Source organism: Streptomyces nidicola, from assembly GCF_050106155.1.
Taxonomy (GTDB): domain Bacteria; phylum Actinomycetota; class Actinomycetes; order Streptomycetales; family Streptomycetaceae; genus Streptomyces.
The window spans coordinates 6,783,298-6,805,286 of the sequence record NZ_JBNBPI010000001.1; the positions used below are offsets into that span (position 1 = coordinate 6,783,298).

Annotated in this window: 17 protein-coding genes; 12 read left to right on the forward strand and 5 right to left on the reverse strand. The window is 69.1% G+C overall.

The window, feature by feature from the left end; all coding sequences use genetic code 11:
• Positions 1-118 precede the first annotated feature (118 nt).
• From uvrC to ACOKM3_RS30640, 12 genes are all read left to right on the forward strand, one after another.
• A complete protein-coding gene (gene uvrC, locus ACOKM3_RS30585; RefSeq protein WP_426904239.1) occupies positions 119-2,188 on the forward strand; it encodes an excinuclease ABC subunit UvrC in 2,070 nt (689 codons plus the stop codon).
• Entirely contained in the window at positions 2,185-3,249 is a 1,065-nt protein-coding gene (rapZ, locus tag ACOKM3_RS30590) for an RNase adapter RapZ (protein WP_426904240.1), read from the forward strand. Before uvrC ends, rapZ begins: the two co-directional genes overlap by 4 nt.
• Positions 3,246-4,283, forward strand: a complete 1,038-nt coding sequence (locus ACOKM3_RS30595; RefSeq protein WP_426904241.1) for a gluconeogenesis factor YvcK family protein — start codon at positions 3,246-3,248, stop codon at positions 4,281-4,283. The genes rapZ and ACOKM3_RS30595 overlap by 4 nt, the downstream gene beginning before the upstream one ends.
• Complete coding sequence (gene whiA / locus ACOKM3_RS30600) at positions 4,274-5,299, forward strand: DNA-binding protein WhiA (RefSeq protein ID WP_426904242.1); 1,026 nt, start codon at positions 4,274-4,276, stop codon at positions 5,297-5,299. The genes ACOKM3_RS30595 and whiA overlap by 10 nt, the downstream gene beginning before the upstream one ends.
• Positions 5,300-5,495: 196 nt before the next feature.
• The gene (locus ACOKM3_RS30605; protein ID WP_426904243.1) at positions 5,496-8,471 is read left to right on the forward strand and encodes a M14 family metallopeptidase; all 2,976 of its coding nucleotides are present in this window, start codon (positions 5,496-5,498) and stop codon (positions 8,469-8,471) included.
• 193 nt (positions 8,472-8,664) lie between these two features.
• On the forward strand, positions 8,665-9,672 hold the full coding sequence (gap, locus tag ACOKM3_RS30610; protein ID WP_426904244.1) for a type I glyceraldehyde-3-phosphate dehydrogenase: 1,008 nt from the start codon (positions 8,665-8,667) through the stop codon (positions 9,670-9,672).
• Positions 9,673-9,838: 166 nt separating this feature from the next.
• Positions 9,839-11,050: a phosphoglycerate kinase gene (locus ACOKM3_RS30615; RefSeq protein ID WP_426904245.1), complete on the forward strand. Its 1,212-nt coding sequence runs from the start codon at positions 9,839-9,841 to the stop codon at positions 11,048-11,050.
• Positions 11,051-11,089: 39 nt separating this feature from the next.
• Positions 11,090-11,845 (forward strand): triose-phosphate isomerase, encoded by a 756-nt coding sequence (tpiA, locus tag ACOKM3_RS30620; protein WP_426906941.1) that lies wholly within the window; start codon positions 11,090-11,092, stop codon positions 11,843-11,845.
• A gap of 118 nt (positions 11,846-11,963) precedes the next feature.
• Positions 11,964-12,194, forward strand: a complete 231-nt coding sequence (secG, locus tag ACOKM3_RS30625; RefSeq protein ID WP_018533286.1) for a preprotein translocase subunit SecG — start codon at positions 11,964-11,966, stop codon at positions 12,192-12,194.
• 230 nt (positions 12,195-12,424) lie between these two features.
• Positions 12,425-12,760 (forward strand): RNA polymerase-binding protein RbpA, encoded by a 336-nt coding sequence (locus ACOKM3_RS30630; RefSeq protein WP_003976875.1) that lies wholly within the window; start codon positions 12,425-12,427, stop codon positions 12,758-12,760.
• A gap of 159 nt (positions 12,761-12,919) precedes the next feature.
• Positions 12,920-14,575, forward strand: coding sequence for a glucose-6-phosphate isomerase (pgi, locus tag ACOKM3_RS30635; RefSeq protein ID WP_426904246.1), 1,656 nt, complete (start codon positions 12,920-12,922; stop codon positions 14,573-14,575).
• A 342-nt stretch (positions 14,576-14,917) separates the two neighbouring features.
• Entirely contained in the window at positions 14,918-15,139 is a 222-nt protein-coding gene (locus ACOKM3_RS30640) for a DUF2087 domain-containing protein (protein ID WP_266725553.1), read from the forward strand.
• Positions 15,140-15,210: 71 nt separating this feature from the next.
• On the opposite strand, the gene pgl is transcribed toward ACOKM3_RS30640, so the two are convergent.
• From pgl to tkt, 5 genes are read right to left on the reverse strand one after another with little or no spacing between them, the layout of a single operon-like run.
• On the reverse strand, positions 15,211-15,990 hold the full coding sequence (gene pgl, locus ACOKM3_RS30645) for a 6-phosphogluconolactonase (RefSeq protein ID WP_426904247.1): 780 nt from the start codon (positions 15,988-15,990) through the stop codon (positions 15,211-15,213).
• A 10-nt stretch (positions 15,991-16,000) separates the two neighbouring features.
• Positions 16,001-17,077, reverse strand: a complete 1,077-nt coding sequence (gene opcA / locus ACOKM3_RS30650; RefSeq protein WP_426904248.1) for a glucose-6-phosphate dehydrogenase assembly protein OpcA — start codon at positions 17,075-17,077, stop codon at positions 16,001-16,003.
• Positions 17,074-18,609, reverse strand: a complete 1,536-nt coding sequence (zwf, locus tag ACOKM3_RS30655; RefSeq protein ID WP_426904249.1) for a glucose-6-phosphate dehydrogenase — start codon at positions 18,607-18,609, stop codon at positions 17,074-17,076. The genes opcA and zwf overlap by 4 nt, the downstream gene beginning before the upstream one ends.
• 4 nt (positions 18,610-18,613) lie before the next feature.
• Positions 18,614-19,732, reverse strand: coding sequence for a transaldolase (tal, locus tag ACOKM3_RS30660; protein WP_426904250.1), 1,119 nt, complete (start codon positions 19,730-19,732; stop codon positions 18,614-18,616).
• Between the two features lie 34 nt (positions 19,733-19,766).
• Positions 19,767-21,854, reverse strand: a complete 2,088-nt coding sequence (tkt, locus tag ACOKM3_RS30665; RefSeq protein ID WP_426904251.1) for a transketolase — start codon at positions 21,852-21,854, stop codon at positions 19,767-19,769.
• Positions 21,855-21,989 lie beyond the last annotated feature (135 nt).

The following is a 21,989-nucleotide window of genomic DNA, read 5'->3' on the forward strand; positions in this document are numbered from 1 at the left end:
GGAACAAGTCACCCGGCATTGAAGCGTGCCGCCCCGCCCCCGACAAGACTTCGGGGTGCCGGGCGCCACCGCCGCCGGGCACCCCGAACTGTCACACACCGCCAGTAGGGTGTCTGACATGGCCGACCCCTCCAGCTACCGCCCCAAGCCGGGACAGATCCCCGACTCTCCCGGGGTGTACAGGTTCCGCGACGAGCACCGCCGGGTGATCTACGTCGGGAAGGCGAAAAGCCTGCGCCAGCGCCTGGCGAACTACTTCCAGGACCTGGCGAACCTGCACCCCCGCACGCGCACGATGGTCACCACGGCCGCGTCCGTGGAGTGGACGGTGGTGTCCACGGAGGTCGAGGCGCTGCAGCTGGAGTACTCCTGGATCAAGGAGTACGACCCCCGGTTCAACGTCAAGTACCGCGACGACAAGAGCTACCCGTACCTCGCGGTGACGATGAACGAGGACTTCCCGCGGGTCCAGGTGATGCGCGGCCAGAAGAAGAAGGGCGTGCGCTACTTCGGTCCGTACGGGCACGCGTGGGCGATCCGCGACACCGTGGACCTGCTCCTGCGCGTCTTCCCGGTACGCACGTGCTCCAAGGGCGTGTTCAAGAACGCGGAGCGCACCGGCCGCCCCTGCCTGCTCGGCTACATCGGCAAGTGCTCGGCGCCCTGTGTGGGCCGCGTCACGCCCGAGGAGCACCGCGAACTGGCCGAGGAATTCTGCGACTTCATGGCGGGGCGTACGGGGACGTACATCAGGCGCCTGGAGAAGGACATGGCCGCGGCCGCCGACGAGATGGAGTACGAGCGGGCGGCCCGCCTGCGCGACGACATCGAGGCGCTCAAGAAGGCCATGGAGAAGAGCGCGGTCGTCCTCACCGACGCCACCGACGCCGACCTGATCGCCCTGGCCGAGGACGAGCTGGAGGCGGCCGTCCAGATCTTCCACGTGCGCGGCGGACGCGTGCGCGGCCAGCGCGGCTGGGTCACCGACAAGGTCGAGGCGGTCACCAGCGGTGACCTCGTCGAGCACGCGCTGCAGCAGCTCTACGGGGAGGAGACCGGGGACGCCGTCCCCAAGGAGGTCCTCGTCCCCGCGCTGCCCGACCCCCTGGAGCCCGTCCAGGCCTGGCTCACGGAGCGCCGCGGGGCGAACGTGTCGTTGCGCATCCCGCAGCGGGGCGACAAGAAGGCGCTCATGGAGACGGTCCACAGGAACGCGCAGCAATCGCTCGTCCTGCACAAGACGAAGCGCGCCTCCGACCTCACCACGCGCTCGCGCGCGCTGGAGGAGATCGCCGGCGCGCTCGACCTGGACAGCGCTCCGCTGCGCATCGAGTGCTACGACATCTCGCACCTCCAGGGCGACGACGTCGTGGCCTCCATGGTCGTCTTCGAGGACGGTCTCGCCCGCAAGAGCGAGTACCGCCGCTTCGAGATCAAGGGCTTCGAGGGACAGGACGACGTCCGGTCCATGCACGAGGTCATCACACGCCGCTTCAAGCGCTACCTCGCCGCTCAGGAGAAGTCCCGCGACTGGTCGGACGAGGAGCCGGACGCGGGTGAGGAGACGGCGGTCGAGGAGTCGCGCCTCACGGAGGACGACGGCCGGCCCAAGAAGTTCGCCTACCCGCCGCAGCTCGTGGTGGTCGACGGCGGGCAGCCGCAGGTCGCGGCGGCCAAGCGGGCCCTGGACGAGCTCGGCATCGACGACATCGCGGTGTGCGGCCTCGCCAAGCGCCTCGAAGAGGTCTGGGTGCCGGACGAGGAGGACCCCGTGGTCCTTCCCCGGACCAGCGAGGGGCTCTATCTGCTCCAGCGCGTCCGTGACGAGGCGCACCGCTTCGCGATCACCTACCAGCGCAGCAAGCGGGCCAAGCGCTTCAGGGCGGGCCCGCTGGACGAGGTGCAGGGGCTCGGGGACTCGCGCAAGCAGGCACTGCTCAAGCACTTCGGGTCGGTGAAGCGGCTGCGGGCCGCCACCATCGACCAGATCTGCGAGGTCCCCGGCATAGGCCGCAAGACGGCGGAGGCCATCGTGGTGGCCTTCGCCAAGGCGGCGCCCGCCGCGCCCGCGGTGAACACGGCCACCGGAGAGATCATGGAAGACGAGGACGGCACGACGGACGTGCCGACCGGCGGGGACCCCGTCAGCGCGGGAGCCCCGGAGGAACGACGGGGGCAGGAGTCATGAGCGAGCAGGACCACGAGAGCAGCGACACCAGCGGCACGCCACAGGGCCCCGCAGCACAGGAACAGCCGCAACCACAGCACGGAGCACAAGTGAGCACGGGCACCGGATCAGGGACAGAACCAGGTACGGAACCAGGCGCGGACCAGGACACCGCGGCGGGAGCCGGCAAGACCGCGGAGGCGCCGGGCGTCCCCGACGCCGCCATCCCCGAGCTCGTGATCATCTCCGGGATGTCGGGCGCGGGCCGCTCCACGGCGGCGAAGTGCCTGGAGGACCTCGGCTGGTTCGTCGTCGACAACCTGCCGCCCGCGCTGATCCCCACCATGGTGGAGCTCGGCGCCCGCTCGCAGGGCAACGTGGCGCGGATCGCGGTCGTCGTCGACGTACGGGGACGACGCTTCTTCGACAACCTCCGGCAGTCCCTCGCGGACCTGGAGGCCAAGCACGTCACGCGGCGCATCGTCTTCCTGGAGTCCTCCGACGAGGCCCTGGTGCGCCGCTTCGAGTCCGTGCGCCGCCCGCACCCCCTCCAGGGCGACGGCCGCATCGTCGACGGCATCGACGCCGAGCGCGAGCTGCTGCGCGAGCTGCGGGGCGACGCGGACCTGGTCATCGACACCTCCAGCCTCAATGTCCACGAACTGCGCGCCAAGATGGACGCCCAGTTCGCCGGCGAGGAGGAGCCCGAGCTGCGGGCCACCGTCATGTCGTTCGGCTTCAAGTACGGCCTGCCGGTCGACGCCGACCTCGTGGTCGACATGCGCTTCCTGCCGAACCCGCACTGGGTCCCCGAGCTGCGCCCCTTCACCGGGCTCAACGAAGAGGTGTCGAACTACGTCTTCTCGCAGCCAAGCGCCAAGGAGTTCCTCGACCGCTACACCGAGCTGCTCCAGCTGATCGCCGCGGGCTACCGCCGTGAGGGCAAGCGCTACGTGACGATCGCCGTCGGCTGTACGGGCGGCAAGCACCGCTCCGTCGCGACCTCGGAGAAGCTCGCCGCCCGCCTCGCCGCGCAGGGCGTGGAGACCGTGGTCGTCCACCGTGACATGGGACGGGAATGACGGGACGTACCCTGCGGCTCACCAGCAGGATCCGCCGCAGGACCTCGCCGGTGAGGCCCGGCAAGGGCACCACCCCGAAGGTGGTGGCCCTGGGCGGCGGCATGGGCCTGTCGGCGTCCCTGGCCGCGCTGCGACGCATCACGAACAACCTCACCGCCGTCGTCACGGTCGCCGACGACGGGGGCTCCAGCGGCCGCCTGCGCGACGAACTGGGCGTGCTGCCGCCCGGCGATCTGCGCAAGGCCCTCGCGGCCCTGTGCGGGGACGACGACTGGGGCCAGACCTGGGCCCGCGTCATCCAGCACCGCTTCCAGTCCAAGGGCGAGCTGCACGAGCACGCGGTCGGCAATCTGCTGATCGTCGCCCTGTGGGAGCAGCTCGGCGACCATGTGCAGGCCCTGGACCTGGTCGGCAAGCTGCTCGGCGCGCAGGGCCGTGTGCTGCCCATGTCCGCCGTCCCGCTGGAACTCCAGGCACTGGTGAAGGGGCACGATCCGACACGCCCGGACGACATCGAGACGGTGCGCGGTCAGGCCACGGTCGCGCTGACCCGCGGCGAGGTCCAGTCCGTCCACGTGGTGCCGCACGACCCGCCGGCCGTCCCCGAAGCGGTCGCCGCGGTGCTCGACGCGGACTGGGTGGTGCTGGGCCCGGGCTCCTGGTTCTCCTCCGTGATTCCGCACCTGCTGGTCCCGGAGTTGCTCGACGCGCTGGTCGAGACGAAGGCCCGCAAGGTCCTCTCGCTGAACCTCGCGCCGCAACCCGGAGAAACTGAGGGGTTCTCCCCGCAGCGTCATTTGGAAGTTTTGGGACGACACGCACCTAAACTCGCCCTGGACGTGGTGCTGGCCGACGAGGCCGCCGTGCCCGATCGTGAGTCCCTCACCGAAGCCGCCAAGGAGCGTTTCGGTGCCGCGGTCGAGCTGGCGCCGGTGGCCAGGCCCGACGGAACTCCGCGGCACGACCCGGAGCTGTTGGCCGCCGCGTACGACCGTATTTTTCGGATGCATGGAAGGATCGGCCCATGGCGATGACGGCAGCGGTGAAGGACGAGATCTCCCGGCTTCCCGTCACCCGGACCTGCTGCAGGAAGGCCGAGGTCTCGGCCATTCTGCGGTTTGCGGGCGGCCTTCACCTGGTGAGCGGCCGCATCGTGATCGAGGCGGAGCTGGACACCGCGATGGCCGCACGGCGGCTCAAGCGGGACATTCTCGAGATCTTCGGGCACAGCTCGGAGCTGATCGTGATGGCGCCCGGCGGGCTGCGCCGCGGCTCCCGGTTCGTTGTACGAGTGGTGGCGGGCGGCGACCAGCTGGCCCGCCAGACGGGCCTGGTGGACGGCCGCGGCCGTCCGATCCGGGGCCTGCCGCCGCAGGTGGTCTCGGGGGCCACCTGCGACGCCGAGGCGGCCTGGCGTGGCGCGTTCCTTGCGCACGGCTCGCTCACCGAGCCAGGGCGCTCCAGCTCGCTCGAGGTGACGTGCCCGGGGCCGGAGGCGGCGCTCGCCCTGGTCGGCGCCGCTCGCAGGCTGCAGATCGCGGGCAAGGCCCGTGAGGTGCGTGGCGTGGACCGCGTGGTGGTGCGCGACGGCGACGCGATCGGCGCCCTGCTCACCCGCATGGGAGCGCACGAGTCGGTGCTCGCCTGGGAGGAGCGGCGGATGCGCCGCGAGGTCCGCGCCACGGCGAACCGCCTCGCGAACTTCGACGACGCGAACCTGCGCCGCTCCGCCCGCGCCGCGGTCGCGGCCGGCGCCCGGGTGCAGCGCGCCCTGGAGATCCTCGCCGACGACGTGCCCGAGCACCTCGCCGCGGCGGGCCGGCTGCGCATGGAGCACAAGCAGGCCTCCCTGGAGGAGCTGGGCGCGCTCGCGGACCCGCCGCTGACCAAGGACGCCGTCGCGGGCCGCATCCGCCGCCTGCTGGCCATGGCGGACAAGCGGGCCCAGGACCTCGGCATCCCCGGCACGGAGTCCAACATCACGGAGGAGATGGCGGACGACATGACGGAGGAGATGGCGGAGAGCCTCGCGGAGAACATGGCGGGCTGATTCGCACGACAGCTCCGAAAAGCCGGTGGCGGCGCCCGATCCCGGGCGCCGCCACCGGCTTTTCCGCGTCCGCGAACGGGAGTTGATGCCCCCTTGGACGCCCCCTTGACTTGACCATGAACTGTCACGATTCTGGCGCTTGTTCGCTTCTGCGGCATCACGCCACAACCGTGGCAGACAACTGCAAGGGGGGCTCATGCGTCGAAGAGTGGGTCGAAGAGCGGGTCGAAGAGCGGGTCGAAGAGCGGGACCGGGCGCGGGACGAAGAGCGAGATCGATCCTCGCTGTCGGAGCGCTGGTTCTGGGGGTGGGAGGCGCCGCACTGGCGCCCGTCGCCCACGCGGACGACGGCACGGCCAAGGAGAGTTCAGGCGCGGACGCCGTCAAGGTGTTCCGCGCCGAGGTGTCGAAGGAGCAGATACCGCTGCTCCTCCAGGCCGGCCAGGACGGCCACGAACTCGGCGAGCAGGCGCCCGACAAGGGCACTTCGAAGGTCGAGGTCTACCTCACCGACAAGCAGGCGGACGGCCTTCGTAAGAAGGGCGTCGAGCTCACCGAGCACAAGCTGACCGCCAAGGCCGCGTCGCGCGTGAAGGCCGCGGGCGACGGCGTCTTCCGCCCGTACAGCGGCAAGGGCGGCCTCCAGGAGGAGATCCTCCGCACCGGCCAGGAGCACCCCGACCTCACCAAGGTCGTCTCCATCGGCAAGACGCTCCAGGGCCAGGACATCCTCGCGCTCAAGCTCAGCAAGGGCGCCAAGAAGGTCAAGGACGGCGCGAAGCCGTCCGTGCTCTACATGTCGAACCAGCACGCGCGCGAGTGGATCACCCCGGAGATGACCCGCCGCCTGATGCACCACTACGTGGACAACTACTCCAAGGACGCGCGCGTCAAGAAGCTCGTCGACTCCACGGAGATGTGGTTCGTCCTCTCCGCCAACCCCGACGGCTACGACTGGACGTTCAAGGACGCGGCCAACCGCCAGTGGCGCAAGAACATGCGCGACAACAACGGCGACGGCAAGTACACCACCGGCGACGGCGTCGACCTCAACCGCAACTTCGCCTACAAGTGGGGCTACGACGACGAGGGTTCGTCCCCCGAACCCGCCAACCAGACCTACCGCGGCGCGAGTCCGAACTCCGAGCCGGAGACCAAGGCCCTCGACGCCTTCGAGAAGCGCGTCGGCTTCGACTACGCCATCAACTACCACTCGGCCGCCGAACTGCTGCTCTACGGAGTGGGCTGGCAGGTCGCCACACCGACCCCGGACGACGTGCTCTACAAGGCGCTCGCCGGCACCCCGGAGAAGTCCGCGATCCCCGGCTACCACCCGCAGGTCTCCTCGGAGCTGTACACGACGAACGGCGAGGCCGACGGGCACGCGGGCAACGTCAACGGCGTCTCGATGTTCACGCCCGAGATGAGCACCTGCCAGACCGCCTCGAACGTCGACCCGAACGATGCGTGGAACGCCGCGGACTGCGCGTCGGTCTTCACGTTCCCGGACGACGAGAAGCTCATCCAGGCCGAGTTCCAGAAGAACATCCCCTTCGCGATGTCGGTCGCCGAGACCGCCTCGCACCCGGACCAGCCGTCGTCCTCGGTCGGCATGGAGGCGCCCGACTTCACCCCGGCGAAGTTCACGACTTCGTACGCCCGCGGCGGTGACCAGGAAGTCTCCGTGATCGCACGGAAGTCCGTGCGGGACAAGGAGCTGAACTACCGCGTCAATGGCGGCCGTTCGCACGATGAGGAATTGCGCGCCTGGAAGGGCGGCGAGACCTACGGCGGCGAAGACAATCTGCACTTCGACGCCTATAGGGCGAAGGTCGAGGACGCCGATGTCGGCGACAAGGTAGAGGTGTGGTTCACGGGACGGACGAAATCCGGAAAGCGCACAAGTAGCGAGCCCTTCACCTACACCGTCGCGGCGCGCGACAAGGGCGACACACTTGTCGTCGCGGAGAACGACGCCGCAGGTGTCCAATCGGCCGCCTACGTAGCGGCGCTCAAGGCGGCGGGCCGCTCCCCGGTCGTCTGGAACGTCGCGAAGCAGGGCGCTCCCGACCCCCTCGCCGTCCTCGGCCACTTCAAGGCGGTCGTCCACTACACGAGCGCCGACCGTCCGGCCCTCGCCACCCAACTCGCCATCCGCGACTACCTGAACGAGGGCGGCAAGCTCGTCGAGGCCGGCGAGAAGGCGGGCGGCTCCGTCGACATCGGCGACACCACGACGAACGACTTCAGCCAGTACTACCTGGGCGCCTACTCGCGCACGGCCGCACCTGTGGCGACCCGCTTCGACGGCTCGGGCGCCCTCGACGGCGTCGCCGCGTCCCTCGGCGACGCCCCCGGCAACCCGCTGAACGGCGCGGGCCTGTACGAGGCGACCTCCGCGACGCTGCCGCAGTTCAAGAGCGCGGGAGCCGGCCAGTACGAAGGCGCGGGCATGGCGGCCGCCGTCCACACGGACGACGCGTACAAGCGTCTGACCCGCACCATCGACCTCACCGGGGTCACCGCGGCCCAGCAGCCGACCCTGCGGATGCAGCTCCTGTGGGACACCGAACCGGGCTACGACCACGTGCTCCTGGAGGCGCACACGACCGGTGCGGAGGACTGGACGACCCTGCCGGACAAGGACGGCCTGACCTCGAACAAGGTGCCCACCGAGTGCGAGGCCGGCTTCTTCCTCGAGGACCACCCGGCGCTCACCCGCTACCTGACACCGGGCGGCACCGCCTGCGGCAACTCCGGCACCTCCGGCCAGTGGAACAGCCTCACCGGCTCCTCGGACGACTGGAAGACGGTCACGTACGACCTGAGCGCCTACGCCGGCAAGTCCGTCGAGGTGTCCCTGAGTTACGTGAGCGACCCCGGCACCGGAGGCGAGGGCGTGCGCGCCGACAACGCCTCCGTCGTCATCGGGGGACAGGCCACCGAGACCGAGGGCTTCGAGACGTCCCTGGGCGTCTGGAGCGTCCCCGGGCCGCCCGCGGGCAGCCCGCCCGCTGTGAAGGACTGGGCGCTCGCCAAGGACCTGTTCACGACCTACGGGGCGATCAGCACGCCGGACACCGTGCTCCTCGGATTCGGTCTGGAACATGTCACCGCGACAGCCGATCGAAATGCGCTCATCAGAAAGGCCCTGCGCTCAATTAGCGACTGATCGGGGTCTGAATTACCCGCGAAATACACGGCGACCCGTACGTTACTCACGAGTACGGGTCGCTGTGTCCTGCATGGAGTCGCTCGATGTCACCCCAAGCGCTTATGGGAGGTAGGGTCGGAGGCGGTCGGGGACATCCCAAATAAATCTCGCCGGCGTCGATACTCCGGCGTACCAACGAGGAGATCGGTTCGTGACGATCCGCGTAGGCATCAACGGCTTTGGCCGCATCGGTCGCAATTATTTCCGCGCCCTCCTTGACCAGGGTGCAGACATCGAGATCGTGGCTGTCAACGACCTGGGTGACACCGCGACCACCGCACACCTCCTGAAGTACGACACCATCCTGGGCCGACTCAAGGCCGAGGTGTCGCACACGGAGGACACCATCACGGTCGACGGCCACACCATCAAGGTGCTGTCCGAGCGCAACCCCGCCGACATTCCGTGGGGCCAGCTGGGTGTCGACATCGTGATCGAGTCCACGGGCATCTTCACGAAGAAGGCCGACGCCGAGAAGCACATCGCCGGCGGCGCCAAGAAGGTCCTCATCTCGGCTCCGGCCAAGGAAGAGGACATCACCATCGTGATGGGCGTCAACCAGGACCAGTACGACCCGGCGAACCACCACGTCATCTCCAACGCGTCGTGCACCACCAACTGTGTGGCGCCGATGGCGAAGGTTCTCGACGAGAACTTCGGCATCAACCGTGGCCTGATGACGACGGTTCACGCGTACACGAACGACCAGCGCATCCTGGACTTCCCGCACAGCGACCTGCGTCGCGCGCGTGCCGCCGCGGAGAACATCATCCCGACCACGACGGGCGCCGCCAAGGCCACCGCCCTGGTCCTGCCGCAGCTCAAGGGCAAGCTCGACGGCATCGCGATGCGCGTCCCGGTCCCGACCGGCTCGGCCACCGACCTGGTCGTGGAGCTGCAGCGCGAGACCACCAAGGAAGAGGTCAACGCCGCGTTCAAGAAGGCCGCGGACGGCGAACTCAAGGGCATCCTGTACTACACCGAGGACCCGATCGTGTCCTCGGACATCGTCGGCGAGCCGGCCTCCTGCACCTTCGACTCCTCCCTGACCATGGTCCAGGAGGGCAACTCGGTGAAGATCCTCGGCTGGTACGACAACGAGTGGGGCTACTCCAACCGTCTCGTCGACCTCACGGTCTTCGTCGGCGGCCAGCTCTGAACCTCTAAGGTTCTGGAGCAGCAAGGCACTCAGATGTGAGCGAAGGGTCCGGACCCGCGCGATGCCGCGCGACAGTCCGGACCCTTCGCGCGTCAGCCGCCATGGTTCAGCCTTCAAGGCTCGCCTTCAAGAACGTGCACGACCAGCCCTCTCAAGGAGCCCATCCATGAAGACGATTGAGGAACTTCTCGCCGAAGGGGTCGACGGGAAGCGGGTGTTCGTCCGCGCCGACCTCAACGTGCCGCTGGCCGACGGCCTCATCACCGACGACGGCCGCATCCGCGCCGTCCTGCCCACCGTCAAGGCCCTGGCCGACAAGGGCGCCAAGGTGATCGTCGCCTCCCACCTGGGCCGTCCGAAGGGCGCCCCGGACCCGCAGTTCTCCCTGCTGCCCGCCGCCGAGCGCCTCGGTGAGCTGCTGGGCAAGCCGGTCGCGTTCGCCCAGGACACGGTCGGCCCCGCGGCCAACGAGGCCGTGGACGGCCTGGAGCCCGGCCAGGTCGCCGTCATCGAGAACCTGCGCTTCAACGCCGGCGAGACGAGCAAGGACGACGCCGAGCGCGGCGACTTCGCCGAGCAGCTCGCGAACCTTGCCGACGTCTACGTAGGCGACGGTTTCGGCGCCGTGCACCGCAAGCACGCCTCCGTGTACGACCTCCCGAAGAAGCTGCCGCACTACGCGGGCTACCTCATCGCCACCGAGGTCGGCGTCCTGAAGAAGCTCACCGACGACGTGAAGCGCCCCTACGTGGTCGCGCTCGGCGGCGCCAAGGTCTCCGACAAGCTGGCCGTCATCGACCAGCTGCTCGGCAAGGCCGACCGCCTCCTCATCGGCGGCGGCATGGCGTACACCTTCCTCAAGGCCAAGGGCTACGAGGTCGGTATCTCGCTCCTCCAGGAGGACCAGATCCCGACCGTCACCGAGTACATGGAGCGCGCCGAGAAGAACGGCGTGGAGCTCGTGCTCCCGGTCGACGTCCTGGTCTCGGCGGAGTTCCCCGACCTGAAGACCAAGGCGCCGGCCAACCCCACCACCGTCGCCGCGGACGCCATCCCGGCCGACCAGGAGGGCCTGGACATCGGCCCCGAGACCCGCAAGCTGTACGCCTCGAAGCTCGCCGACGCCGAGACCGTGTTCTGGAACGGCCCGATGGGCGTCTTCGAGCACCCCGACTACGCCGAGGGCACCAAGGCGGTCGCCCAGGCCCTCATCGACGCTCCCGGCTTCACCGTGGTGGGTGGCGGAGACTCCGCCGCGGCGGTCCGTACCCTGGGCTTCGACGAGAAGGCATTCGGCCACATCTCGACCGGCGGTGGCGCCTCCCTCGAGTACCTCGAGGGCAAGACGCTGCCCGGTCTCGCCGCACTGGAGGACTGACCCCGCATGACTGCTCCCGTACAGGGCCGCACGCCGCTGATGGCGGGCAACTGGAAGATGAACCTCAACCACCTCGAGGCCATCGCGCACGTCCAGAAGCTCGCCTTCGCTCTCGCGGACAAGGACTACGACTCCGTCGAGGTCGCCGTCCTTCCGCCGTTCACCGACCTGCGCTCCGTGCAGACGCTGGTCGACGGCGACAAGCTCAAGATCAAGTACGGCGCCCAGGACCTCTCGGCGCACGACTCCGGCGCGTACACCGGTGAGATCTCCGGCCCGATGCTCGCCAAGCTCAAGTGCACCTTCGTGGCGATCGGCCACTCGGAGCGCCGCCAGTACCACGACGAGACGGACGAGATCGTCAACGGCAAGGTGAAGGCCGCGTACAAGCACGGCCTGACGCCGATCCTGTGCGTCGGTGAGGAGCTGGACGTCCGCGAGGCGGGCAACCACGTCTCCCACACGCTCGCCCAGGTCGAGGGCGGCCTCAAGGACATCCCCGCCGAGCAGGCCGAGACCATCGTGGTCGCGTACGAGCCCGTGTGGGCCATCGGCACCGGCAAGGTGTGCGGCGCCGACGACGCGCAGGAGGTCTGCGCGGCCATCCGCGGCAAGCTCGCCGAGCTGTACTCGCAGGACGTCGCCGACAAGATCCGCATCCAGTACGGCGGCTCGGTGAAGTCCGGCAACGTCGCGGAGATCATGTCCAAGCCCGACATCGACGGCGCGCTCATCGGCGGCGCCTCGCTGGACGCCGACGAGTTCGTCAAGATCGTCCGCTTCCACGAGCAGTGACACGAGCAGCGAGTAGGCGCTAGCCGCCATACGTCGTACCCTGGCGGGGCCGAGGCTCATCACCGAGCTTCGGCCCCGTCGTCCGAAAAGTTCCGAGGAAGTTGGTCCAGCCGTGGTTATGGGGTTCTCGATCGCCCTGATCGTCTTCAGCCTGCTGCTGATGCTCCTGGTGCTGATGCACAAGGGAAAGGGTGGCGGCCTCTCCGACATGTTCGGTGGCGGCATGCAGTCCTCGGTCGGTGGCTCCTCGGTCGCCGAGCGGAACCTCGACCGGATCACGATCGTGATCGGTCTCCTGTGGTTCGCGTGCATCGTGGTGCTCGGCATTCTGATGAAGATCAACAACTGACTTTTGGGCCCCGACCCTTCGGGCCGGCCCAGCACAACCGCATATCTCCCACGTAAAGCCCCATGTTCGGTACGCGCTCAACAACGCGGCCTATCATGGGGCTTGCGTCTGGGGAGCGATGTAACTCCAAGCACTGGACGCGCGTTGGGCCTTACGTAGACTGAGGCGCTCCGCGGCGAAGCGCGAACGCCGACACGCTTCGCGGCACCATCACGCAGGGAGTTACGACCGTGGCAAGTGGCAACGCGATCCGAGGAAGTCGGGTCGGGGCGGGGCCGATGGGCGAGGCCGAGCGCGGCGAGTCCGCGCCGCGCCTGCGCATCTCCTTCTGGTGCTCGAACGGGCACGAGACGCAGCCGAGCTTCGCCTCCGACGCGCAGGTGCCGGAGACCTGGGACTGTCCGCGCTGCGGCTTCCCTGCCGGGCAGGACCGGGACAACCCGCCGGACCCGCCGCGTACGGAGCCGTACAAGACGCATCTGGCCTACGTGCGCGAGCGGCGCAGCGACGCGGACGGCGAGGCCATCCTCGCCGAGGCGCTCGCGAAACTGCGGGGCGAGATCTGACCGACCGAAAAGGGCCGGGCACTTGAGAAGGTGCCCGGCCCTTTCTCGTACCTCTTTCGTGTGGCTGCGGAAAGGCCCGATTCACCCTGATCAATTAGGTTGGACGGGAGCAGCGGGGCACCGTACGTACGCAGGTACGAGAGAAGGCTGAAGTTCGAGATGAACGCGTCCGACAAGCAGGCAGCACTCACCCAGACGCCCGAATGGCAGGCGCTCGCCAAGCACCGGGAACAGCTGGGCGATGTACAGCTGCGGGAGTTGTTCGAGGCCGATCCCGCGCGCGGGTCCGACTGGACGCTGCGGGTCGGTGACCTGCACGTCGACTACTCCAAGCACCTGGTCACCGGCGAGACGCTGCGGCTGCTGCGCGAGCTGGCCGCCGCGACCGATGTGTTCGGCCTGCGCGACGCCATGTTCCGCGGCGAGAAGATCAATACGACCGAGGACCGGGCCGTCCTGCACACCGCGCTGCGTGCTCCGCGTGACGCGGTGATCGAGGTCGACGGTGAGAACGTGGTGCCGGGCGTGCACGCCGTGCTCGACAAGATGGCCGCCTTCGCCGACCGGGTCAGGTCGGGGGAGTGGACCGGGCACACGGGCAAGCGGATCAGGAACGTCGTCAACATCGGCATCGGCGGCTCCGACCTCGGGCCCGCGATGGCGTACGAGGTGCTGCGCTCCTTCGCCGACCGCGACCTCACCGTCCGCTTCGTGTCGAACGTCGACGGGGCCGATCTGCACGAGGCCGTACGGGACCTGGACCCGGCCGAGACGCTGTTCGTCATCGCCTCGAAGACCTTCACCACGATCGAGACGATCACCAACGCGACGTCCGCGCGCAACTGGCTGCTCACCGAGCTGAGGGCCGGTCAGGAAGCCGTCGCCAAGCACTTCGTGGCGCTTTCGACGAACGCCGAGAAGGTGTCGGAGTTCGGCATCGACACGGCCAACATGTTCGAGTTCTGGGACTGGGTCGGCGGACGTTATTCGTACGACTCCGCGATCGGCCTGGCGCTGATGATCGCGATCGGTCCCGACCGCTTCCGCGAGATGCTCGACGGATTCCACCTCGTCGACGAGCACTTCCGCACGGCACCCGCCGAGTCCAACGTCCCTCTGCTGATGGGCCTGTTGGGCATCTGGTACGGCAACTTCCACGACGCCCAGTCGCACGCCGTGCTGCCGTACTCGCACTACCTCTCCAAGTTCACGGCGTACCTCCAGCAGCTCGACATGGAGTCGAACGGCAAGTACGTGCAGCGCAACGGCGAGGAGGTCCGCTGGCAGACCGGTCCCGTGGTGTGGGGCACGCCGGGCACGAACGGGCAGCACGCCTACTACCAACTCATCCACCAGGGAACGAAGTTGATCCCGGCGGACTTCATCGGCTTCGCGGAGCCCGTCGCCGATCTGCTGCCGGGGCTCGTCGCCCAGCACGACCTCCTCATGGCCAACTTCTTCGCGCAGACCCAGGCGCTCGCGTTCGGCAAGACGCCCGACGAGGTGCGCGCCGAGGGGGTGCCCGAGGAGCTGGTGCCGCACAAGACGTTCAAGGGCAACCACCCGACGACCACGATCCTCGCGAAGGACCTCACGCCGTCCGTGCTCGGCCAGTTGGTCGCCCTCTACGAGCACAAGGTGTTCGTGCAGGGCGCCGTCTGGAACATCGACTCCTTCGACCAGTGGGGCGTCGAACTCGGCAAGGTGCTCGCCAAGCGGGTGGAGCCGGCGCTCACCGAGGGCGCGGACGTGCCGGGGCTCGACACGTCGACGAAGGCGCTGGTCGCGAAGTACCGCGAGCTGCGGGGGCGTTAGGGACCTTAATCATTATTGGGGTGCGCAAAGTCCTTCCGGCGGGTGAGACTGCCCGTCCGTGACCCTGCCGGGAGGCACCCTGTGGATCAGCTCATGTCGGCGCTCGCCGACCCCGAACGACTCAGGCTTTACGCGCGCATCGTCCTCGACGACCTCCCGCCGCGCGAGGCCGACTCCCCGGTGGCCCGCAAGCACCTCGGCAGGCTGATCGGCGCCGGCCTCGTCGAGCGCCTCGACGACGGCTCGTTGCGGGCGGGGCCCGAGATCTTCCGCCACCACAGGCTCCCCGAGCCCACCACGGGCGTTCCGCGCCACCTCACGGGATTCTTCTCCCGGGGCAGGCTGACGGCCATACCGGTACGGCCCGCCGTCCGGCACGAACTCCTGGTGCACCTCACGGGCACCCTCTTCGACGCCGAGCGCACCTACAGCGAGCGCGAGGTCAACGAGGCGCTGCGTACGGTCCACGACGACACGGCGGCGCTGCGCCGCTACTGCGTCACGGACGGCCTCCTCGTCCGGGAGAACGACGGGTCCGACTACCGGGTGCCGCAGTACGCGTGAGGCCCCACTTCTTAAAGAAGCGGGGCCCTTCGACTACGTAAGCCGCTGTTGCGCGATGACGTAAGCCGCTGTTACGCGACAGCCGGCGGATACAGCTCCGGCGGCAGCTGCGAAGCCGCGGCCGCGTCCAGCAGCCACAGCGTGCGCGAGCGGCCGTACGCGCCCGCCGCCGGGGCCTGGATCTCGCCCGCGCCGGAGAGCGCGATCGCCGCCGCCTTCGCCTTGTCCTCGCCCGCGGCCAGCAGCCACACCTCGCGCGCGGCCCGGATCGCCGGGAGCGTGAGCGTGGTGCGGGTGGGCGGGGGCTTGGGGGCGCCGTGCACGCCGACGACCGTGCGCTCGCTCTCGCGGACCGCCGGAAGCTCCGGGAAGAGCGACGCGACGTGCGTGTCCGGGCCGACGCCGAGCATCAGGACGTCGAAGGTCGGCACGGGGCCGTGGTCCTCGGGCCCCGCGGCGTTCGCGAGCTCGGCCGCGTAGGACTCGGCCGCGGCCTCCACCTCGAAGGGACCGTCCGACGCGGGCATGGGGTGCACGCGCGCGGGGTCGAGCGGCACCGCGTCGAGCAGCGCCTCCTTCGCCTGCGTGTAGTTGCGCTCGGGGTCGCCGTCCGGCAGGAACCGTTCGTCGCCCCACCACAGGTCGAGGCGGCCCCAGTCGATCGCGTCCCGGGCGGGCGCCGCCTTCAGCGCGGCCAGCAGACCGTTGCCGTTGCGGCCACCCGTCAGGACGACGGAGGCGGAGCCGCGGGCGGCCTGGGCGTCGACGATCTTGGTGATCAGCCGGGCCGCGGCCGCCTGCGCCATCAGCTCCTTGTCGCGGTGGACGACGAGTTGGGGTGCTGCACTCACTTGTCTGCGCTCACTTCGTCGTTGTCTTCTTGGCCGGGGCCTTCTTGGTGGAGGCCTTCTTGGCCGGCGCCTTCTTCGCGGCCGCCTTCTGGGCGGGCGCCGCCGCCGGAGCGGCCGAGGCCGCCGACGACACCGACTCCGGCACCGTCGTCTGTTCCTCGGGCTCGCCCAGCCGGTCCACGCCGAACCGCAGCGCGGCCGCGTACGTGTCGTCCGGGTCGAGCCGGCGCAGCTCCTCCGCGATCAGCTCGGACGTCTCGCGGCGCTTGAGCGCGACCGCGCGGTCCGGCTGGCCCTGGATGGAGAGCGTGGCGAGGGTGCCGTCGGCCCGGTCGAGGACGATCGGGCCGCAGGTGGACTCCAGGCGTACGCCGGTCAGGCCCGGGCCCGCCGAGAGGCTGCGCCGCACCGGGACGTCGAGCCGGTCCGCGAGCCACATCGCGAGCAGCTCGCAGCTCGGGTTGAACTCCTCGCCCTCGACCTCGACCGAGGTGACGTCGCAGGTCACCTGGTCGAGCGCGGCGGCCAGCATCGAGCGCCACGGCGTGATCCGGGTCCAGGACAGGTCCGTGTCCCCGGGGGCGTAGGACTCGGCCCTGGCCTCCAGTTCGTGAACCGGCTGCTCGGCCGCGTACGTGTCCGTGACGCGGCGCTGGGCCAGGGCGCCCAGCGGGTCGTTCGCGGGGTCCAGAGGCGCGTCCACGGGCCACCAGACGACCGTGGGGGCGTCGGGCAGCAGCAGCGGAAGCACGACCGACTGGGCGTGGTTGACGACCTCGCCGTACAGGCGCAGGACGACCGTCTCGCCGGTGCCCGCCTCGACGCCCACGCGAACCTCGGCGTCGAGCCGGGACTTCGTGCGGTCGCGAGGGGAGCGCGAGATGCGCTTGATGACCACGAGGGTGCGCGAGGGGTGCTCGCGCGAGGCCTCGTTGGCGGCCTTCAGGGCGTCGTAGGCGTTCTCCTCGTCGGTGACGATGACGAGGGTCAGCACCATGCCGACGGCGGGGGTGCCGATCGCCCGGCGCCCCTTCACCAAGGCTTTGTTGATCTTGCTGGACGTGGTGTCCGTCAGGTCGATCTTCATGGGCGCCGCCAGCTCCGTCCGTCTCGTGCGAGCATTTCGTCCGCCTCGGCGGGCCCCCACGTGCCGGACGGGTACTGCGCGGGCTTGCCGTGCTTGTCCCAGTAGTCCTCGATCGGGTCGAGGATGTTCCAGGACAGCTCGACCTCCTCCGTGCGCGGGAAGAGGTTGGCGTCGCCCAACAGGACGTCCAGGATGAGCCGTTCGTACGCCTCGGGGCTCGACTCGGTGAAGGACTCGCCGTAGGCGAAGTCCATCGAGACGTCCCGGATCTCCATCGACGTGCCCGGCACCTTCGAGCCGAAGCGGACCGTGATGCCCTCGTCCGGCTGGACGCGGATGACGATCGCGTTCTGCCCCAGCTCCTCCGTCGCCGTGTGGTCGAAGGGGGAGTGCGGCGCCCGCTGGAAGACGACGGCGATCTCGGTGACGCGGCGGCCGAGTCGCTTGCCGGTCCGCAGATAGAAGGGCACGCCCGCCCAACGGCGGTTGTCCACCTCCAACTTGACGGCCGCGTACGTGTCGGTCTTCGACTTGGGGTCGATGCCGTCTTCCTGGAGGTAGCCGACGGCCTTCTCGCCGCCCTGCCACCCGGCGGCGTACTGCGCGAACACCGTGTCCTTGCCGATGTCCTTCGGCAGCTTCACGGCGCCCAGCACCTTGGCCTTCTCGGCGACGAGCGCGTCCGCGTCGAAGGAGGCGGGCTCCTCCATCGCGGTCAGCGCCATCAGCTGGAGCAGGTGGTTCTGGATGACGTCACGGGCGGCGCCGATGCCGTCGTAGTAGCCGGCGCGGCCGCCGATGCCGATGTCCTCGGCCATCGTGATCTGGATGTGGTCGACGTACGACCGGTTCCAGATCGGCTCGAACATCTGGTTCGCGAAGCGCAGCGCCAGGATGTTCTGCACCGTCTCCTTGCCGAGGTAGTGGTCGATCCGGAACACCTGGTCCGGGTCGAACACCTCGTGCACGATCGCGTTGAGCTCCTTGGCGGAGGCGAGATCGTGGCCGAACGGCTTCTCGATGACGGCGCGCCGCCACGAGCCGTTGGTGCCGTCCGCGAGTTCGTGCTTCTTGAGCTGCTGCACGACCTGCGGGAAGAACTTGGGGGGTACGGAGAGGTAGAACGCGAAGTTCCCGCCCGTGCCCTGCGACTTGTCCAGGTCGTTGATCGTCGCCTTGAGGTTCTCGAACGCCTCGTCGTCGTCGAAGTTGCCCTGGACGAAGCGCATCCCCTGGATGAGCTGCTGCCAGACCTCCTCGCGAAACGGCGTGCGCGCGTGCTGCTTGACCGCGTCGTGCACTTCCTGCGCGAAGTCCTCGTCCTGCCACTCGCGACGGGCGAACCCGATGAGCGAGAAGCCGGGCGGGAGCAGACCCCGGTTCGCCAAGTCGTAAACGGCAGGCATCAGCTTCTTACGTGACAAATCGCCCGTAACGCCGAAAATCACCAGACCCGACGGCCCCGCGATGCGCGGGAGCCGTCGGTCGGCGGCGTCACGGAGCGGGTTGCTGTTCGCTCCGTGTGCGGTCAAGGGATCAGCCCTCCGAGGGGGCGAGGCGCTTGAGCTCCGCCTCGGTCGACTTCAGCAGGTCGTTCCAGGACGCCTCGAACTTCTCGACGCCCTCGTCCTCCAGGAGCTGCACGACCTCGTCGTACGAGATCCCCAGCTTCTCGACGGCCTCGAGGTCGGCGCGGGCCTGGTCGTACGTGCCCGCGACGGTGTTGCCCGTGATCTGGCCGTGGTCGGCCGTCGCCTCGAGCGTGGCCTCCGGCATGGTGTTCACCGTGTTCGGGGCGACCAGCTCGTCGACGTACAGGGTGTCCTTGTACGCCTTGTCCTTGACGCCCGTCGAGGCCCACAGCGGGCGCTGCTTGTTGGCCTGCGCCTTGTCGAGCGCGGCCCAGCGGTCGCTGCCGAACACCGCTTCGTACGCCTCGTAGGCGAGCCGCGCGTTGGCGAGGGCGGCCTTGCCGCGCGCCGCCTTGGCGTCGTCCGTACCGAGGGCGTCGATCCGCTTGTCGATCTCCGCGTCCACGCGGGACACGAAGAAGGACGCGACCGAGTGGATCTGGGACAGGTCCAGGCCCTTGGCCTTGGCCTTCTCCAGGCCCGCCAGGTAGGCGTCCATGACCTCGCGGTAGCGCTCGAGGGAGAAGATCAGCGTGACGTTGACGCTGATCCCGTTGCCGATCGTCTCGGTGATCGCGGGCAGGCCCGCCTTGGTCGCCGGGATCTTGATCAGCGTGTTCGGCCGGTCCACCAGCCACGCGAGCTGGCGGGCCTCGGCGACCGTCGCCTTGGTGTTGTGCGCCAGGCGCGGGTCGACCTCGATCGACACGCGGCCGTCCTGGCCGCCCGTCGCGTCGAAGACCGGGCGCAGGATGTCGGCGGCGTCGCGGACGTCCGCCGTCGTGATCATGCGGACGGCCTCTTCGACGGTGACCTTGCGAGCGGCGAGGTCGGCGAGCTGCTGCTCGTAACCGTCACCCTGCGAGATCGCCTTCTGGAAGATCGAGGGGTTGGTGGTGACGCCCACGACGTGCTGCTCGTCGATCAGCTCGGCGAGGTTGCCGGACGTGATCCGCTTGCGCGACAGGTCGTCCAGCCAGATCGCGACGCCTTCTTCGGAGAGGCGCTTGAGTGCGTCTGTCATGGAAATTGCATCTCCTACAGGTCGTGTATGGGCGTCAGCGCTTGGCCGCGGCGAGAGATTCCTTGGCCTTTGCGGCCACGTTCTCCGCAGTGAAGCCGAACTCCTTGAAGAGGACCTTGCCGTCGGCGGACGCGCCGAAGTGCTCCAGCGAAACGATGCGACCGGCGTCCCCGACGAAGCGGTGCCAGGTCAGACCGATCCCGGCCTCGACCGCGACGCGCGCCTTGACCGACGGCGGCAGGACGCTGTCCCGGTACCCCTGCTCCTGCTCGTCGAACCACTCGACACACGGCATCGAGACGACGCGGGTGGCGATGCCCTCGGACTCCAGCTGCTCGCGGGCCTCGACGGCCAGGTGCACCTCGGAGCCGGTGGCGATCAGGATCAGGTCCGGCGTGGCCTTGGAGGCCTCGACCAGGACGTAGCCGCCCTTGACGGTGTCCTCGTTCGCCTCGTACGTCGGCACGCCCTGGCGGGTCAGCGACAGGCCGTGCGGGTGCGAGACCCCGTACTCCTTCTTGCCGCGCCTGAGGATCTCGCGCCAGGCGATCGCCGTCTCGTTGGCGTCCGCGGGGCGGACGACGTTCAGGCCGGGGATCGCGCGCAGCGAGGCCAGGTGCTCGACCGGCTGGTGCGTCGGGCCGTCCTCACCGAGGCCGACGGAGTCGTGCGTCCACACGTAGGTGACGGGCAGCGACATGAGGGCCGACAGGCGCACGGAGTTGCGCATGTAGTCGGAGAACACCAGGAAGGTGCCGCCGTAGATGCGCGTGTGGCCGTGCAGCGCGATGCCGTTCATCTCCGCGGCCATGGAGTGCTCGCGGATACCGAAGTGGATCGTGCGGCCGTACGGGTCGGCCTCAGGCAGCGGGTTGCCCTTGGGCAGGAACGACGACGTCTTGTCGATCGTCGTGTTGTTCGAGCCCGCGAGGTCGGCGGAGCCGCCCCACAGCTCGGGGATCACACCGCCGAGCGCCTGGAGCACCTTGCCGGAGGCGGCGCGGGTGGCGACACCCTTGCCGGTCTCGAAGACGGGGAGCTTCTCCTCCCAGCCGGCCGGCAGCTCGCCCGCGTTGATGCGGTCGAACTCGGCGGCGCGCTCCGGGTTGGCGGTGCGCCACTCGGCGAGCTGCTTGTCCCACTCGGCCTTGGCCTGCGCGCCGCGCTCCAGGGCGCCGCGCGTGTGGTTGATGACCTCGCCTGCGACCTCGAAGGACTGCTCCGGGTCGAAGCCGAGGACGCGCTTGGTGGCGGCCACCTCGTCGTCGCCGAGCGCCGAGCCGTGCGCGGCCTCGGTGTTCTGCGCGTTCGGGGCGGGCCAGGCGATGATCGAGCGCAGCGCGATGAAGGACGGCTTGTCCGTCACGGCCTTGGCGGCCTCGATGGCGTTGTAGAGGGCCTCGGGGTCGAGGTCGCCGTCGGCCTTCGGCTCGACGCGCTGGACGTGCCAGCCGTAGGCCTCGTAGCGCTTGCAGGTGTCCTCGGAGACCGCGGTCTCGGTGTCGCCCTCGATCGAGATGTGGTTGTCGTCCCACAGCAGGATCAGGTTGCCGAGCTGCTGGTGACCGGCCATGGACGACGCCTCGGAGGAGATGCCCTCCTGGAGGCAGCCGTCACCGGCGATCGCGTAGATGTAGTGGTCGAAGGGGCTCTCGCCCGCGGCGGCCTCGGGGTCGAACAGGCCGCGCTCGTAGCGGGCGGCCATGGCCATGCCCACCGCGTTGGCGACACCCTGGCCGAGCGGCCCCGTGGTGGTCTCCACACCGGTGGTGTGCCCGTACTCCGGGTGGCCCGGCGTCTTGGAGCCCCAGGTGCGGAACGCCTTCAGGTCGTCCAGCTCCAGGCCGAAGCCGGCCAGGTAGAGCTGGATGTAAAGGGTCAGGGACGAGTGCCCCGCGGACAGGACGAAACGGTCCCGCCCGACCCAGTCGGCGTCCGCCGGGTCGTGTCGCATCACCTTCTGAAAGAGGGTGTACGCGGCCGGGGCCAGGCTCATCGCCGTACCGGGATGGCCGTTGCCGACCTTCTGTACGGCGTCGGCGGCCAGGACGCGAGCGGTGTCAACGGCCCGCTGGTCCACATCGGTCCACTCGAAGTCTGTGGTGGTCGGCTTGGTGCTCACCCTGAGTCAGGGCTCCTCTCCACATGTCTCATGCCGGTGACGTCTGTCACCAGCCGTTGTCGAGCCTACCCTCGCTGGAACGTGCTTTTTTTCGAGTCATTCCAGACTGCCGGGAGTCTGTCGGATCCGCCTCCT